General features: G+C 37.9%; 7 protein-coding genes and 5 pseudogenes. 8 read left to right on the top strand and 4 right to left on the bottom strand.

The annotated features are described in order from the left end of the window. Nucleotides 1-323 precede the first annotated feature (323 nt). On the top strand, nt 324-1,958 hold the full coding sequence (locus FTU62_RS11510; protein ID WP_180102722.1) for an HNH endonuclease: 1,635 nt from the start codon (nt 324-326) through the stop codon (nt 1,956-1,958). Nucleotides 1,959-2,078: 120 nt separating this feature from the next. On the opposite strand, the gene FTU62_RS11505 is transcribed toward FTU62_RS11510, so the two are convergent. After that, the gene (locus tag FTU62_RS11505) at nt 2,079-2,606 is read right to left on the bottom strand and encodes a hypothetical protein (protein WP_180102721.1); all 528 of its coding nucleotides are present in this window, start codon (nt 2,604-2,606) and stop codon (nt 2,079-2,081) included. A gap of 150 nt (nt 2,607-2,756) precedes the next feature. On the opposite strand from FTU62_RS11505, the pseudogene FTU62_RS11500 reads away from it, so the two are divergent. The 5 genes and pseudogenes from FTU62_RS11500 (at nt 2,757) to FTU62_RS11480 (ending at nt 12,443) form a co-directional block, all read left to right on the top strand. After that, nucleotides 2,757-3,343, top strand: a pseudogene (locus FTU62_RS11500) (class I SAM-dependent methyltransferase). Nucleotides 3,344-3,554: 211 nt separating this feature from the next. Beyond that, nucleotides 3,555-7,130 (top strand): hypothetical protein, encoded by a 3,576-nt coding sequence (locus FTU62_RS11495; protein ID WP_180047513.1) that lies wholly within the window; start codon nt 3,555-3,557, stop codon nt 7,128-7,130. A gap of 5 nt (nt 7,131-7,135) precedes the next feature. Further along, nucleotides 7,136-11,119 carry a hypothetical protein gene (locus tag FTU62_RS11490; RefSeq protein ID WP_180102720.1) on the top strand — a complete coding sequence of 1,328 codons (3,984 nt, stop codon included), beginning with the start codon at nt 7,136-7,138 and terminating at the stop codon, nt 11,117-11,119. A 35-nt stretch (nt 11,120-11,154) separates the two neighbouring features. Beyond that, nucleotides 11,155-12,156, top strand: a pseudogene (locus FTU62_RS11485) (HNH endonuclease domain-containing protein). A 44-nt stretch (nt 12,157-12,200) separates the two neighbouring features. Then, nucleotides 12,201-12,443 (top strand): transcriptional regulator, encoded by a 243-nt coding sequence (locus FTU62_RS11480; protein ID WP_180102719.1) that lies wholly within the window; start codon nt 12,201-12,203, stop codon nt 12,441-12,443. A gap of 265 nt (nt 12,444-12,708) precedes the next feature. Here FTU62_RS11480 and FTU62_RS11475 read toward each other — a convergent pair. The 3 genes and pseudogenes from FTU62_RS11475 to FTU62_RS11465 form a co-directional block, all read right to left on the bottom strand. Continuing rightward, nucleotides 12,709-13,641: pseudogene (locus tag FTU62_RS11475) on the bottom strand (IS5 family transposase). Between the two features lie 179 nt (nt 13,642-13,820). Continuing rightward, nucleotides 13,821-14,465, bottom strand: a complete 645-nt coding sequence (locus FTU62_RS11470) for a hypothetical protein (protein WP_180102718.1) — start codon at nt 14,463-14,465, stop codon at nt 13,821-13,823. Between the two features lie 66 nt (nt 14,466-14,531). Further along, the gene (locus FTU62_RS11465) at nt 14,532-15,338 is read right to left on the bottom strand and encodes a DUF6502 family protein (protein ID WP_180024867.1); all 807 of its coding nucleotides are present in this window, start codon (nt 15,336-15,338) and stop codon (nt 14,532-14,534) included. 351 nt (nt 15,339-15,689) lie between these two features. On the opposite strand from FTU62_RS11465, the pseudogene FTU62_RS17620 reads away from it, so the two are divergent. Further along, nucleotides 15,690-15,785 (top strand): annotated as a pseudogene (locus FTU62_RS17620) (ESPR domain-containing protein); the annotation flags it as partial. 54 nt (nt 15,786-15,839) lie between these two features. After that, nucleotides 15,840-18,221: pseudogene (locus tag FTU62_RS11460) on the top strand (hypothetical protein); the annotation flags it as partial.

Raw genomic sequence — 18,221 nt, 5'->3', positions numbered from 1 at the left:
GTCGCTTTTAGTGGCTCTTTTGTGTCTACATGGCGCTTTTATGGTAAGCCAGGTAGGGCAGTCTTTGACTGGCCGTTTCGTTGAGCGGTATTTCCACACCCTATTTGGTTTGCCTCCATCTCGTGGAAAGGATATTGGCAAACGACAATCTATCAACGAGGTTTAAAATGCGTCTTTATATTATTTCTATCTGTTTTTTCTCTAGCAAAAAGATACTTCTGAGTTAATGAGTTTTTAATTCATTTATCACTGATTTTAATTTTAATTACTTCTAATTTCGTAATCTCACGAGATCTAGAGAAGTATTGCCTAGAGAAAATAAAATGGCTCGTACTAAGCTTTTAACCAATATTATTCAAAGAAAAATGATGCTGCTTGACGAAATGTCACACTCAAATCTGCACAATAATTTTGAAATATCACTTTATGACTTCGCCAACCATGAGATTCTAGAAAAACTATATAAGGCAGACAATCAACGCTCCACAGAGTGTTGGAGCCCTGCTGAAATTCAGAAGTTTATTCTAAAATGTTTGAATGATCGTAATGTCAATTTATGCGTTCGCTATTGGAAAGATGCCACTGGCAATATTTATATTATCGATGGTGGGCACAGGATTTCAATCATTTATGCTTGGATCAAAAGATACTTTATTGATGAGCAAGTAGCAGGAGCCCCAAAATTCACGGCACCACAAAAACGAGATATTCGTCAGATTCGTAATCGATTAGGTGGATTAGCTGATTTTCAAGAGTTATGTAGCGATTCTGAGTATCAGCAAAAATTAAAATCAACCAAAATTAATTTTATTGAAGTCATTGGGACACCTGAGGAAGCTCGAAAAGCCTTTTGTTCAATCAATTCGGATACGAAGCGATTAGATCCAGATGAAGAATATCATTTACAGAATAGGGGGAGTGATGCTTTTTATGTGATTTATGCGTGTTGTTATATAAACGATAATAAATCCAACTTGGCTGAACTGAATTACGATCGGATAAATGAAGTGATTACTTTGGGTGAGCAAATTCATGATCATCTTTTTAAGATAATACTTTTAGAGCCGGATTTAACACACGGTAAAAAAATCGGCTTGGTCAATGAACTCCTGAATATCATGTTTGGTGATACTAGTCAGAATACTGTGAGTATAGACCAAGGTCAGCGTGTAGAAAATTTAATGCTAAAACTTAGAGTTGTGCTGTGTCGTATCGCTACACCAGCAATTAGTATTCGGATTCCAAGTCTAGGCTTACACCCAAAACTATATTTTTATAAAGATAATCGTTTTCAAGTGACATCCTTTTTGGCCTGGTTCTCTATCGTCTGTGAAATTCAAGAAGACTGTTTTGAAATACAGAATAAAAAGATAGATTTTATTGGATTTACTCGAGCACGCCGTGGTGTTGAAAGTTTAATTGAAAAAATTCCTGTGGCGATCAAAGAAACTGTAGGTAAGTTTGGTAGCGGGATCAGATCACATGAGCGATTGAAGAACGTGTATCAAGCCTTTATCTGTATTGGACTCAATATGAATTTAGATTTTGAAGATGAAGTTTGTTTGAACACGGTCATTCTTTCGATGAGTCAATCATTTGATTATATTAATTTTAATGATTTTTACCTTGACCGTTTTGGTGGTGATTATGATGAGAGTATTGTGGATGATGTTGTGAGCTTTGTGAAATCAGTAAGACTAACAAAGAAGAAAAAACCTCTAAATTTTTCACTCGCGACCAAAAGAAATCTTTATCAACGTGAGGAAAGGAAAATATGGAGCTATTGCGAAGTATGTGATAGCGCTTTATACCTTGAGTCAACTGAAGTAGATCATCGAGAATCGAAAGCAGAAGGTGGTTACGGTGTTTTAGAAAATGGAGCAATTATTCACCCGATATGTAATCGCTTTAAGTCAGATCGTGCTTTGGAAGAAGTCAGAGCAGATTTATTTGACTAAAAAGATAAGGGAGCAAATGCTCCCTTATTTTTTTGTTTTTTAGTAGACTGGGGTCAGTGTTTAGCCTAAGTGCAAAATCAATAAGTATTTGGACACCCATTCTTCTTTAAGTTGGACACTTTAATAAACGTATTCATTAATTTTGCAGTGTTCCTCAGTTGGTAATGTGAATACCATGCCACTCACCAACGAGCTAATACGATTACTTTCAGCCTTACGTTGCTTAGTATTCACCGACAGGGCATAAATGATCATTGTGTCCCGATACATTTTTTCAGGCTCAACTTTATAGTCAATTTTCGCAGCACAAACCATTTTTCTACTAACTTCGTGTGACGCTCTACGATAGACCTCACGATCATCACTAGCCAAAGTCAGCTTTCTTCGTAATTCTTGTGCATACTGCATATATACGCTAACAAATTCAGGGTTATTCCCATATTTGAGCTTTATGTATCCCTCAATATCATCACGCACACCATTACTATTTGCATCAATCCCACCAATGGTTTTTGTTTTATCTTCATTTTTTAGGAATTTTGATGTTCTCACTTCTTTTAGTGAATTCTGAATACTTGGATTAAGAAGCGAGGAACAGGCCATCAAAAGTATACTTAAGCAACTCAGTGCAATAACCGCTTTTTTCATAGGAATCATTTTACTTTTTTCGTTTAAATTTCGTTTTAGATGCAAAGAGTGTCTGAAAATAAGAGTGTCCAATTAAAAGAAGAATCTGTGTCCAGTACGATATACTATTAAGTGTCCAATTGGGCAAGAATATGCACCTAAGCAACCAATATGAAAACAATAGACTATTACAACCAATACGCAGATCAATTTTTACAAGCCACGTTGTATGTGGATATGGAAAGCCTATACCAACCATTTTTAGCTGAGTTGCCAGATTCAGCACGCATCCTGGATTTAGGCTGTGGCTCAGGGCGTGACACTTTGGCTTATTAAAAATAAAGGCTATCAAGTTGATGCTATCGACTATTCTGAAGTATTGGTCGAACGAGCGAGCCAACTGACTGGTATCGCTGTTCAGCAGCAAAGTTTTTATGAGCTTGATATGCACGATGTTTATGATGGGGTATGGGCATGTGCCTCTTTACTACATTGTGCTCGTAATAGACATCCCTGATGTTTTAAAACGTATTCATGCTGCATTACGCTGTGGGGGTGTTTGTTATATGTCATTTAAATACGGCACAATAGACCGAGTAAAAGATGGTAGAGCATTTACCGATTTAGATGAAGAACAAGCTAAAGAATTACTAGATCAGTTGGATAGGGTTACTGTATTAAAACAATGGATTACTGTAGATAAGCGTCCTGATCGTAATGAGGAATGGCTCAATCTGCTTTGGAAAAAACATGCTTAATTTTATTCCCACTGCACAAGAACAACTCAAATTTCTAAAGAATATTCAGCTGATTTTACAGTCAGTGTAGAGTGAAGAAAAAAATTTAATATAAGGCTTATATTTACATTCTTAATTGAAAAAAATATGATCAAAGTTCAGACAGAGGATTTTGATATTTAATAAATATAAAAATACCTCTTAGTGCCAACTTTGTCATGGATAAAACTTAATGCAATTAAATAACAATGGTTCTAGTACTGAACTAAGTACACTCGCACCTAAAATAATTCTTTCCCCTTTATTAAAAGCCATGGTGGGGACTCTTAAAAACCATCAATCAGATCATTTCTTCAATTATTATGGGCCTTCTCATAATCTGCATTTTGATGCGACCGCTTTTGTGTCTGCAGTATTTAAGCAGATCGGGACTAAAAACGATTCAAAGCCAATTTATAACATCATCAAAGATATTCAATTATTACCTGAAGATTCAAAACTCAGAATAAGCACTTTATTTGATAAGGAATCTGAAGCTAAAACTGCCCAGACCTATCGTGATTTAGACCAAGTGATGTCTGAAATTGTTCAGCAAGTACTTCAAAATGCTCCGACAGGTATGGCACTAAATTCTCTCAACCAATTCTTAGGCGATCTCAAATATTCTGATCCAGTGATTGCCAAAAATTCTCAGTATCCTATGCAAGTCAAAGGACAATCTAAAGTAGCTTCTTTGCAATATACAAACGACTTAAAAGCAAAAGATGGCGAATTACGACTTTTCACTGTTACTGAAGAAATCAGCAAACCTCAATGGGTGAAAGAGGTTTGCGAGGCAATCAAAGCCATTGTGAAGCAGTCCTACCCAGCTGGTGAAAAGATGCCATTAGAGGTTGCTGAACGTATGCAGGAAATTCTTGATGATGAATGTTCTGCTGAAAATAATGATATCCAAAATCTACTTCATTTCGTAGAAATCAAAGCACTATCACGAGCTCGTATCCGAAATTGCTTCAAAATTATGGAAATCATTGCGGATCACATTGATAAGACTGAGCGTAACGATTTCAAGCGTGAGTCCGCTGTTTCCTATATCCGTAAAGCAATTGCTTTCTTTCAGATTTTTGGTAATCGAATTGCTCCATGGAATGAGGAAACAACGGAAACCATTAAGGACTATGGTATTGACTTTGGTGCTATCTATGGAGCTGTAGGTAAAGTTGATTTTAATGGTTTGCTGGCCTATGTTGGAGCAACAGATGCTTTGCCAATCTGGGTAAAACCAAAAATTGAAATGAATGATATTCGTCATGAGGATAAGGAAGGGCTATCTCTAAAACGTGAAGTCACTTATGCCTTTCGGGTGAATGGGGAGTTTGTTAAAGAGGAAAAAGTAAGTTCATTTAACTCTAAGTTGCAGATCAATTATAAGACAAGCAAATGCAACCGTTCGGGTGCAGATACTATGCTGACTGCTTATGAAGCTCGTCTGCATACTATCAATAAAGCATTGCTGCTGAAGGATATTGTTGATGATAAAGGTCAGCCGATTTCTGAAGAACGATTAAGCAAAGAGTGCTCAGATCGCGTTGCTCAAGTAGAGATGTTCCAGCTCATTATGATGTACTTCGTCCTATCTGGGGCAGACATGAAGATTTCAGATTTTGAAGGGGCATTCAATAAACTGGTTGATGCATTCAAGAATCCTCAAAAAATACGACTTAACCTTACTCGTATCTTAGACGAAAAGCTCAATACCGAAAAAATGCATGAGCGAATGGAGGTGATCACGTCTACGATCACTACAGCGCTAAAAGCGAATCTGGATTCCATCATTAGTGAGATGGAAAAGGATAGTAGTCTTAAAACTGTACTCTACATCCTTCCAAGTATTGTGAATCTAGATGTATTCAAGAGTTCAATTGGTGAAGATGCGGAACAGTTCTTTAGTATATTTAAGGGTAAAGAATCGAACTTTTACAGCTACATCTCGATAGTGGATGCTAGCCGTAAAAAGTTGGCGAAAATGAGCCAAGACGAAATCATTCGAAAGAATGATTATGCTCGTAAAGCCCTAAGCGAGATTGAGTTTAATTCCACACTGAAAATTCGAACGTTGGTACCGATTGAGAATCCTAATACCGACCTAGATCAATTTGATGTCGCTCGTAATCTGAATATTCCTTGTTTACCAGTATTGATGGTGCCGACCAACAAGAAGGTCAGCGACAATGGGCTGCCACATTTTTATCATCCTGAGAGCTTAAGTTATGACAACTTGTTATCTAAATACAAGGTCATGATTCATTATTCATCTAAGCTATTTCGATTGAGTGACTTAAAAGGCGGCCATGCTCAATTATGTTTGGATGAAAAAGAAAATGCTTTGATCATCAGTACGTCATGTTTTTCGATTGCGATTCATCTATTCCTTAAACATCTGATTAAAGAAGTAAAAAATCAACTGGGTATTGAAGAGCGCTTATATGTACCTGTAATGCGAATTGACTCAGTTGATGAACATGAGAATGAAGAAAAAGCCCAATTTCAAAGGAAATCAAAAAAGATCCAAAAAGGTGGGTTTAATCCTGAGTGTAAACGAGCGTATGCCACCGCTTATACCCTTGAGAAGTTGCTGAACAATGATGATGCTATTGTGAAGGTACAGGGCCTTAAGTATCAACCAGATCCTATGCCTTATGGTAATCAAAATGGTGAGCGAGTTTGTGCCCCGGTGAATCTCGCTATGGATAAAACAGTGACTTACCGTATTCAGGCTGCAATTGAAGCACTGTCAGGATATTCAGAAATCATCATCCCATTTGAGGGCACTAAGGACAAAATTGCCTGTATTAGTTATAACTCTCGACCTGAGAATGATGTGGAATTTAAGTATCAGCATCAGAAGGATTTGCTACTTCTTAAACCAGATTATGGCTACATCTGCTACGTCTATACACTTGAGCGTATCAACGATAAACAGGGTCGCTTATCACTACAGAAGGTCAGTCATGCCCCAGTTGCTGAAGACAATCTGAGAACAAGTAAGGCGATGCACCGTATCATCGAAAAACTGCAGTCAGATGGTTTTGAAGATGTTGTATTGCTTTCACACCATTTTGCACAGCGTAAGATCGGTAAGACTGAAACCAGCAACTTGATTCATGAAAGTGAAAGTGCTTTGGATCAACTTGATCAGTTGTTCCCGAATATGAATTTCTATCCATTCCAGTCTGATACGATCCCAGCACTGAGCTTAAAAACCAGTGATAACAGTCGTGTCTATGAGGTACCGCACCATCAGTACCATACTGCGATCATCAATCAAAAAGAATATAAACAATCCTTGTCCGTATATAGCTTTGCGACTAAACGTACTGTGGGTGTTCGTACTCAGAATGGTATTTGCTCGTATTTCTATATGCTAACCAGTCAGGAGCATTCGATTCATAACGATAAGCGAATCAGATTGCACAGTAAAATTATTGATGTGAATGATTCCAATGAAATGAAATCAATTCGCTCTGTATTGCGTGGTCTGCATTACTTTGAGTCTGAACGTCCTACAGCTGGCAAAAACTTCACTCCGGTACTTGAGCCTTCCCATATTCGTGGCACTACTGGCATTCAAGAGCTTGGTGAAGTCATAGTGTCGAGTCGTCTAAATAAAGGCGAAGTCGTCATGAGTCTGCCAGCCTTAATCGGCAAGCTCGAAGAATACGTTATTCTGATGAATGAAGACTTGATTGAGCCAATCGAGCCGTCTCCAGAGGGAGCTGAAGAAATTTTAGCGACTGATGTGGAGTAAGCGCCGTGGTGAACAATGAAGCCAAAGTTTGGGGCGAGGTTTATGAGATCGCTGTTAAACGTGGTTCGATTATGGCTTTGCTTGATGCAAAGCTATTATCAGCCAGTCATCCTGTAGTAGCAGAATGGAATAGTAAACAGATTGCTGATGTCTTTCAGGAAATGAAGGAAGCGCTATATAGCGATGTCATTAATGCCGCTATCCATGAAAATATCGAAAGCTATTTTCAGCAATTGATAAAAACTGGATTCGGGCATGGTTATACCAATACTCGTGAGTTTCTAAGAAAGATCAAGCCAAAAGGTATTGCAAGGGCTAAAACGGCGAATGCAAGACCAAATTGGAGCTTATCTGGCATCTGGTGTCCACTGACAATGCCAAATGATATAACCCAGACCATTGTAGATGACTACACAACTGAGGAAGAACACATTGCTATTAAAGCCTTCAAGGAGAAGGCGTTGGAAACATGGAATCAACAATTCAGTCTTACCCACGCTAAAATGTTTGGTAAGGGTATGTTTGGTCGTGCTGATTTCTTGGCGGTAATCAAAGTCAAAGCCAACTATCATGTGCTGGTTCAGGAATATTCATTATTTTACGTTTTAGGTGAACCAGAACAATTCAACGCCAAGGATTCTTGTACCTATTTGCAAGAGTACAAGCGTTACATCAAACATTCTGAATCGCAAAGTGTTTTCTCATACGTGAATGCAGAAGCTCAAGAGATCCCATTTAAGTTCTCAAAAAAACTACGTGAATACTTGAGAGCCTATGTCCGTAAGGAAAAAGTCCTATTTAAGATGGCGCAAGGCTGTTCGTATGCAACCACTTTTGTTGATTCTTTTAAATGGAAGTTTGAACAAGATGACATTCCAAATATTCGTCTGAGTGTGATGGCGATCACCAGCCGGGGAAGTGAATACATTTCTGCTGAATTTTCGGATAAAGATAAATCTCCAGAGCTGGAAATTATGTATCAGCTGGGCAAGGAGTATCAGGATAACGTTCTGAGTCTGGACGATATGGATGAACGTACGAAACTGCAAGTTGAGATTCTGAATTATCTGGTGAATGAACCTGTAAAAAACATCTCGGAAATCGTGTCCAAAAATATTAGCGATATCTCCTACGGTCAGGACCTTACTTTCGCTATTACTGAAAGGCTTAAGGATTTTGTAAATCCTAACCAACCACTGTCTTTAGAGTGGGTTTTTGACTTGATAGATCGGCAAGTCGATGATGAAGATCATAATCAAAAACTTAAAGAGATGGTTCAGGCAGAGTTTAAAGCAATTCATAAAGGAAAAATTGAGAATAAATCGTCATTTACCTTACGTGATTTGCATAAATGCGCCGTAGTATTGGCACTGAAAGAAAGTAAACAAGGCCAAGTGAATTTCATTTGTTTGACTGGTACGCCGGGGATCGGGAAAACATCGAGCGTTAAGACCTTATTGGCAGATTTGGAAGGCTTTTTCTTCTTTTATACCAGTCCACGAGTGTTGATTAATGATGATGTAGTCGGGGATTTATCCAAAATCTCAGCCACGATTACCAGTAACAGTGATGTGGTGACACAGGCACAGCAAATCTATTCGAAGATTCACAATACGGATTGTAAGGTGAATGCTCGTGGTGCCGCTATTGTGGGTGGTGTTGAAGATATGAAGATAGATCATGGCTCAAGTGTTCTATTGTTCAAACAAGATGAATACCGGAAGCTCAAAGACCTGGAACAGAATGCAAATGCCAATAGACGCTATGCCAATACCTCAGAATCTAAAATTACGGCAACCAATAAGAAGTTTGCCAGAGTGTTTGATTCATTAGGGGAAGCGACACAGCAATTACTTGTATTCCATCCAGAGCTCAATAAGCTGACGATGACTGTAGCAAGTCAGGCATTCATGCCATATAACACCACACCAGCTGGACCACGAAACCCAAGGGAAACCCAAAGTAAAACTGTGGCAGCTTCCAGTTTGGATGGGCTGGAAAAAATGTTCCAATACAAAATCGATAAGAAGCCGACAGAGGCCAAAATCGAACGGAGAGAGTTTGCCAAAAAGTTCCCTAACATTGTGGTGATGTTTGATGAAATTACAGGGGATTCAGGCACTCGTACTTTTATCAATGAGATGTTGAAATTCCTTTCCAAAAACTTCATTGAACCGTTTCAAGGTAATTCTCCATTTACGGTGACTGTGATTCTTGCAGATGCATCCCTTAGTAATGTGAATGCAATCCAAAATTACATGAAGAAACAGGACCAGTTACCAGCAAAAATGTTCATCTCTCCATCTTTGGGTAATTTCCCATTCAAGATGCAGACTGCAGATCTGGATGATGGTAACTGTGTTTGTTCTAGTATCCATATCATGGCGAACTGTTACCCGGCAAGTGATCTTAAAATCCAATATATGCTCAAGCAATACGCCGTAGTCCCTGAAACAGATGATTTTGGCTTGGATAAGAACCTGACTCATCTATTTCGCCAGAAAGCTGGGGAAAAGACTCAACAGACTGCTATCGAGCTTATTCAAAAGAATCTTGAGGATGGTAAAAAGCAAGTCATCTACTTTGCTCAGGATAAAAATGCATTGGCTGCACTCAGAGATGCATTAGTCGATGAAGGAGTGGTTGAACGCTCTAAGATTGGCATTTTTGATAGCCAGTTAATGGGATACCACCGTACAGAGTTGCTGGATCGCAAAGAGACATTGCTAGTCGTACTGATTACTTCGACTGCGGCTAGGGGGATTTCATTCCCGAACTGTGATTCAATCATTGCTGCCATGCCTCGTTTCGCAATTGAAGCCTCTTTAATGGAAATCGCCCAGCTTGTTTACCGGGGACGTGGTGGATATTTGGATAAAGAGAAAAATGAGTGGGTCAACGGCGATGAACGTGATCGTTTGCTGACGATTCTGGTAGAAGATTTCTACTTGGTATCTAATGATGAAACTCAGACAGAGCTTGAATATAAAGTTAAGAGCTCATTGGATATGCTCTCAATTTTCATGCTTATTCGTGGGACTTTATACACTCGTATCACTGGGGATGCTGGCTTCAAAAAAACTCAGATTGCCATGATCCCAATTGGTGAGGTGAAGGATAAAGCCAGTGATAAACCGGGTTTAGCTTCTTTGATTAGGGATTTTATGAAGGACGTGAATAGTGTTCTTTATAAAATTGTTGCAACTGAAGGTGAGTTGGTAGGTAGACTTAAGGCTGTGGTAGAGAAGGCCCAAACGGTTTACTCAGCAAATAAGCTCAGTTCCACCTATAGCACTAAGACCAACAAATACCGAAGTTTTTACACACCTACATTAACACCTGAGTTAAAAGAACTTCAGTTCTACGAGAAATGGTGCCGAGACAATCATTCGCTTAAGTCCAGATTACTCACTATTAGCGATCAGGAAGATGCTTTGACCATTCCTGAAAATATCTATATCTGTGGGCCTATGATCATGGAAGATCGCTCGAACTTTGGTAATAAGGAGTCTTTCGATATTGCCAATGATAATCTCTCACAAGATTCTTTAAGGAAATTCCGAAATGAGTTAATCGCCCTGCAGAGAGGATTCCCACAGTTGAATGTTTACAAGAACATTCAAAAGCACATTCGGGAAATTACGAATATGATTTCTTCTGTTCTTGAGTCAGAAACGGATAGCTATACAAAGGAAGTTGAGCAACAGGGCATGATGCGTAAGCTCTGGGTGACGTACCCGGTAGCGGCAAACGAGCTGGTTAAACTTCAAGACAAGAGCTTTGATAAAGACTGGTTTGATGCATTGAGCTTTGAGCTGAGAGTGAGGAATGCAGAGTTTCCGGTAATGCCAGAATATCGGGATCATCCATTTCGTGGTACTCAGCAATTATCAGGGCATCCAGTGTTTGAAAGGTTATTCGAGCAGACAAATTTCATGCTTTGTCGTGAATTAAACTTGGTGAATACTTTGACTATGTTTAATGAATGATCCGAATTATATTATCTATTTAGTAGAGGATTAATGTGCATATACCTGCTGCACAAGAACAACTTAAATTCTTAAAAAATATTCAGCTGATTTTACAGTCGGGTAGTTTTAGTAGCACCTATAAATTTGCGTTGCTGATTAGCCTAAGCCGATTAGCTATTGAAAAAGGTAAAGATTCAGGTGAGAGTCTATCACTCGAATATACGGATATTGCTGAGAAGTTTATCGAGCTATATTGGAAGCAAGCAGTGCCATATACCTTTAATGATGAAGGCCAACTGATCTTAAATCAAAATAATGGTAAGCAAGCAGCGATTGTAAATCGAATCATTGGGCTTCGTCAGAGTTACTTATCCCTTGGACTGTTAAGACGAGATTCATTGGTGTGGTTGAAGCTAGTTAAAGATGTCGCTCGCACTGTAAAAGACATGCCAGTCCGTTATCTGCAAAACATCAATGGACAAAACTTTGAGTTTCTATACCGGCTTGAGCAATCAGGGAAGCAATTAATTCTATTACCGCAAGTCATGTATTGCTTACGACAATTTAGTGAAATTATTGAAGAACTCTGTCAGAAGCGCTGGATTGATTATATTCGTAGAAATAGTAGTAATGCCGAGATTTTGAATAAGTTACCAAACCTTGAGTAATTTATGTTTGAGCCGAGCCGAAATCAGCTTAATGCAGTTGCTACAGTATTGGTAGAGATGCAGGAGTGCAGATGCTTTTACTGTAATAAGGAAATGAAAAAGAATAATTACGCCGTAGACCATTTTATTCCTTGGTCAATGTATCCATCAGATACCGGGCATAACTTTGTGTTAGCCGATTCCCGCTGTAATTCTAAGAAAAGCAATCTATTGGCCTCACATGAATTTCTTTATAAATGGCAGGAACGTAATGAACAACATGATTTAATCATTGTGGGGCGAATATCTGCACTTGGATTTTTGACAGATAAGGAGAGGTCACATAGGGTTGCAGAATGGGCATATGCTCAAGGAGCAGAAAATGGATATTTACTATGGGATGGATAAGAAGTTTCAGAAAATTTTTATTTTTCACATCAAGGTAACTATCAATGGTAACTGATAAAAACAATAACTCTATATTAAATAATGAATTACAAATTTCACCATTATGGATAAAGAAAAAAGTAGTTTGTAAGCTATTAGATATATCCGTGAATCAATTAAGAAAAATATCTTTAGCTGATGAAAGTTTCCCCAAACCCTTAAAGTCTGGTCCAGCTCGTCAGGCAGGAGTCTATTATGATTACCAGGAAATATTAGAGTGGCATAAGAAGCAACTTACATTGAGATAACTTCATACATTATGTGGCTACTAAAGATTACAGTAGTAATCTTTAGTTTGTTAATACATGGCGAATTCAAACGTGAGGTGCGACATTAAAGCTTGATGAAAATAAACAAACTTTATTATCACTTATTGTAAAAAATCGGAATTCTATAATTTATAAGCCTTTTATAGTATGTTGTGGTGCTTATTACGGCATTTAATTTGAGTAATATCCAACGGCTTTGTTGCACAAAGATTTAAAATGTAAAGCGCCCCTAATTGAGCCAAATTTAAGGCCTAACTTGGGTAAGTGGTCGACCTAATTCCGTAATTCTGTTGAGGACTGCTACACGTGCATGAATCTCATTCACTTGGCTATCTAAACTCCTTGCACTGAGTTTATCTCCTAATAATTTAATGCAATGCATCTTGGTTTCAACCAGACTTCGCCGATGATAGCCTGACCATTTTTTCCATAGTGTCCTGCCTAAACGTGTAACTGTTCGAAGTAATTCATTTCGCTCTAGCGAGCTACTCTTTGTATCTTTCCATGGTTTCACATTTTTTCTAGGTGGAATCACCGCATGTGCTTGCCGATCTGCAATGACCTGATGGCATCGTTTTGTGTCATAAGCACCATCTGTATAGACAGAATCGATTTGTTCATCTAATGGGATTTGAGCAAGTAAACCTTCCAGTACCTGTGAATCACTGACATTATTTGCGGTGAGTTGTACAGCACGTATTTGAAGGGTTTCAGCATCGATATCAATATGAAGTTTACGCCATTGGCGACGATATTCAGGTCCATGTTTCTTACGCTTCCATTCACCTTCACCTAAAAACTTTAGGCCAGTAGAGTCTACGAGTAGATGGAGACCACCACTACTTTTTTGATAGCCAATTGCAATATCGATATGCCTTTGTCTTCTGCACAGTGTGGAGTAATCTGGCGCTATCCAATCTAATCCACAAAGCTTAATCAGACTTTGGACAAAGCCTTTGACCATTCGCAAAGACAATTAAAATAAAGATTTGATCATTAAGCAGCATTGAATAGCAGTATCGGAGTAAGTTTGATTTCGTCCATGTTTGCCTTGTGATTGTGCATACCACTGGGTCTTTGGATCGAACCAAATAGCAATATTCCCACGATTAATGAGGGCTCTGTTATATGCGGGCCAATTGGTTGTGCGGTAGATTTTGTGTGTAGACTTCTTCATTTGAAAATTATATTGCTGAAGAAGCCCTCAAGAACAGCTTTGTGCAACAAAGCCATGAAATACTAAAATGTTATCATTAATCTATTTTTATTTAAGTATATGTGATACACGGTAAGCTTATGGCCAGCTCTATAAGGCAGCCATAACTAGAGCATTAATTTTATTTGATAAATTTATTCTTACATTTTTTCAACTAAAAAATCTAGACTAAAAGTAGAGCATTTTAATCTTTGATTAATAGGTGAATATTGGTTAATAGAGAACTCTTTATCGTACTTCATATTCCATGCTTGAGTATATTTAGGAATATTATATTTTAAAGTATAATTCCATGTATCAGAAGGCATAAGTATCTGATATTCATCCGAAGTATTAGAACATTGAGGGTCTTCTATTGGTTCATAAATGTTTTGATTTTGATCTCTCAGAATTACAGGTGGTTCACATTTATATCTATACTCATAAATAGGATAAAGATTATTATTTTTAACAGTAAGAACAAGTGTTAAATTTGAAGTGGGTTTTGCATTAGTATCTATTAGAAAAGTACCATGTCCATCTTTCAAAATAGCTTCATTTGTCTCACTGTTTTGAAAATATGATGAAATTGTTAAGTTTTCACAAACTTGTGTGTATACACCTTTTGTCCAAATAATATAGTCATTAGTTTCTTCTTCAGTAGTTAACGGTGGAATATTACCTCCGCCAGCAGTAGGCAAACCTGTACCGCCTAAAGATACACCGCCAGTGTTTAATGAACCTAAATCATCCCCACAAGCACTAATAAGAAAAACTGATATTAAATAAAAAAAAGGTTTGTTCACTATGAATATCCTTTTTATGTGAAAAATTTATTATTTAATATACTTTATTAATAACGTGTTAGGTATCTATTTTTCAGGATTATCTTTTTTTAACAATTCATCAAACTGATATATGCCCATACTAAAGCGGTATTTTGCATTTAATTTTCCCTCATCATTTTGTGAGCATTCTAAAGCTTTATCCACTAATTTTTTTGACATTTCTTTCCATATAACATGGGTATAATTTTTTAATATTTGAACTGATTCCTCCGTTAATTCATCTGCATTTATATTTTGTTCAAGAAACATGTTCGGAGAGATTAAAATATTTGATAAGCCTGATGAAATATGATCTGAAGCAGATTGAGCAAGTAATTTTTGGCTATATGAAGAGCTATTAGAAGGGGTAAAAGATTCAGTATGTAGAATTATTGTATTTGCAACTTCAGTGATAAGCCCAAGACGATCTAATTCAAAAATAATGGCTCTAGGGTGTTTATCTTGTGAAATTTCTTTTGCCAAATTCTCAAAACTTATTCCTTCCCCCGTAATAGGAATTTGTTTTGGCCATTCTTTTTGAATCCATAATGTAACTACACGCGCACTAATATTTGAAGAAGTTTGAATAGCAGTATCATTTTGAAGATTACTTTTTAGTTCACTTACATCTCTCCTATTTAAACCTGAGAGTAAGCTTATGGAAGAATCAGTTAATTTTTTATCCAGTTTCTCTAACTCAACGAGTGACTGTTTTAGAAAGATTATTTTTAAAGCTTGCGAGAATTCACTAAATCCTACACCTGAGCTAATTAGCCAAGATACCAGAGGGTGCATAACTTTAGAAACATTTTTTTTTGCAATTTCTGAAATTGGCAATAATGAATCTGGCATAAAAAACTCTTTCAAAAAAACTATATAATTCAGTAATTTAATTGTATTTCTACATCTGGGCTTAAGCAATAGTATGAATCAAAAAAATCATTCCAAAAAGTTATTTTGTGTATTACTTAAGCAAACTTAATAATATTTTTTATTACTTAGTTTTTTGATTATATCAATAAAAAAATTATTAGTAATCAAAAAGATAAATTTTGAAACAAAAATAAATGTGTATAACACACATTTATGTGTAATATATGTGTGTAATGCACATTTTTTTTTTAATAAAATGTGCTGTGTTTTGCATTTACGCTTTGTTAAAATGAGATATTTATCACATAAATTAACAGTTTGGGTCTTGATATGAATAAAATCTATAGAGTTATATGGAATGCCTCATTAGGGGTGTGGGTTGCAGTTTCAGAACTAGCTACAAGTAAAACCAAAAATAGAAGTAAAACTTTAGGAATTGAAGTTAAGGCTGATCTTTATTGTGAAAGTCGTGAATCAAACTTGAAATTATCAAATCTATTTAAATTAGCCTTATTGTCTTTATGTATAGGTGGAGTTTCGCAAGTAAACGCTACTAAGATCATTACAACTACAGGTTCGGGGTCTGGAACAGCTTCGACTGGTTCCATTGCCAATGATGATACTTTGGTAATTTTTGATTGGCAGAACCCTAATATGCCTTTGTTTATGCAGTTGGGTGCTGGGAGTCAATCTGCTGGCGGAGCTGTTGCAATAGGGGATAATGCTAAGGCAATTGCTCGAAGTTCAATTGTGATTGGTTCAAATTCAACTGCAACATACAATAATGCTACTACAGTTAATGACGTTTCGAATAACCATGGTGCTTCTGTTGTTATTGGTGCAAATAGTAATTCAAATGGAAATAATAACGTCGCTATTGGCAACAGAGCATATACTAATGGTAATGCTGCACTTGCTATTGGACGTGAGGCAGCGGCGACTGCAAGCTTTGCTCAAGCATTTGGTGCGGTTAGCTCAGCTACAGGCGTTAAATCTACGGCAATTGGTCATGCTAGTGTTGCGTCTGGTACTGGCTCAGTTGCAATTGGGAGTTCAACTGGAACGGGTAGAGATTGGAATAATACGGGTACAACTGCGAGTGGTAGTAATTCAGTTGCAATCGGCACTTCAGCTCAAGCAACAAAAGAATATAGTACAGCAGTTGGGGTGAATGCAGAGGCTAGTGAAAATTCAGCTTTTGCTGGCGGTGATACTGCTAAGGCTACTGGTATTGCTTCTACCGCTGTTGGTGCATATACAGAAGCAGTTGGGCAAAGTTCTTTTGCTGGCGGTGATACTGCTAAGGCTACTGGTATTGCTTCTACCGCTGTTGGTGCATATACAGAAGCAGTTGGGCAAAGTTCTTTTGCTGGGGGGTTTCAATCACAAGCCGTTGGTACAAATTCAGTAGCTGTGGGTACTGCGACTGAGAGTGGGGAGTATGCCGTTGCAATCGGATCACTTACTAAAGGTATAGGCTTGAGTTCAGTCGCATTAGGAGCATCAGCTGAAGCTCAGGGAGAACGATCTGTAGTTGTTGGCACTAGTTCGGTTTCTAGTGGGCTTTCCAGTGTCGCAGTTGGTGATGGTGCTCAATCTGGCGGTAATAATGCTATAGCGATAGGTACTGTAGCAAACGCCGAAGGGGAATATGCTACTGCTACTGGTGCTTATGCAAATGCGCTTGGTAGATTATCAACTGCTGTTGGTGTTGGTGCATCATCAAGTAAAGAAAACTCTATTGCTTTAGGCGCTTACGCGACAACGGATAGTGATGCGACTGAACAGGTTTCTACTACATTAAATAATTTAACTTATGGTGATTTTGCTGGGCAAGTAACTGATGCTGGCATGCAGGTTTCTGTGGGGGCTTCAGGGAAAGAACGTCAAATTAAGAATGTTGGTGCTGGTGAGATATCTGATAAAAGTACTGATGCCATTAATGGGAGTCAACTTTATGCAACTAATAGTGTTTTAGGAAACGTTGCTAATAGTACAAAAAATATTATTGGTGGAGATGTCAAGCTAGATTCAAATGGAAATATTACAGGTCCGTTTGTAGTAGATAGTTTTAATTATAAAAATATTTCTGAAGCAATTTCTGCTTCAAAAACAGTCGTTGCAGCAGGTACCAACGTCGCAGGCGTAGATAAAGTAACGGATGCAGCGACAGGTCAAAATACATATACAGTTAACGCAAAAGGTACGACTGCTTCAGCGGGTTCTGATGCTGTAACGGTTGGCGGTACAGACAAAGGCGGCAATGTAACTGATTATGCAATTGATTTAAGTGATAAAACTAAAGACAGCTTGACTGCTGCTGATAGTGCATTACAAGAAATCGAAACACAAATTGATGGCGTAACAGTTAAAACAGTAAACAAAGCGGATAATAAAGCGAACTTTGTTACTGGCAACAACATGCTGTTAGAAGATGATGGCCAAGGTGGCATCAAGATTTCAACAGCGAAAGATGTAAACTTTGATAACGTAACAGTGGGCGATACCATTTTGAATGGCGATAGCATCACATTGGGCGATACGGTTATCAATGGTGACAGCGTAACAACGACAAATCTCACTGTAACAGGCGAAACTAAGTTAGGTGGTGACAGCTTCATAGTGAATAACGGCGGAGCGACATATACCGGTCCGATCACTAACGGCGATCATATTGTGAACAAAGCTTATGTCGATGGTTCACAAACTGTTGTAGCAGCAGGTACCAACGTTGCAGGCGTAGATAAAGTAACGGATGCAGCGACAGGTCAAAATACATATACAGTTAACGCAAAAGGTACGACTGCTTCAGCGGGTTCTGATGCTGTAACGGTTGGCGGTACAGACAAAGGCGGCAATGTA

It is taken from the genome of Acinetobacter sp. YH12126, assembly GCF_013418745.1.
Taxonomy (GTDB): Bacteria; Pseudomonadota; Gammaproteobacteria; order Pseudomonadales; family Moraxellaceae; genus Acinetobacter; species Acinetobacter amyesii.
Note: the sequence above shows the minus strand (reverse complement) of the source record. Positions and strands in the feature narration are given on the sequence as shown.

Bases quoted from the DNA above. Each gene is read 5' to 3' on its own strand.
- FTU62_RS11505 (WP_180102721.1), bottom strand. From the start codon at position 2,606: ATGAAAAAAGCGGTTATTGCACTGAGTTGCTTAAGTATACTTTTGATG.
- FTU62_RS11480 (WP_180102719.1), top strand. From the start codon at position 12,201: ATGGTAACTGATAAAAACAATAACTCTATATTAAATAATGAATTACAA.
- FTU62_RS11510 (WP_180102722.1), top strand. From the start codon at position 324: ATGGCTCGTACTAAGCTTTTAACCAATATTATTCAAAGAAAAATGATG.
- FTU62_RS11495 (WP_180047513.1), top strand. From the start codon at position 3,555: ATGCAATTAAATAACAATGGTTCTAGTACTGAACTAAGTACACTCGCA.
- FTU62_RS11465 (WP_180024867.1), bottom strand. From the start codon at position 15,338: ATGCCAGATTCATTATTGCCAATTTCAGAAATTGCAAAAAAAAATGTT.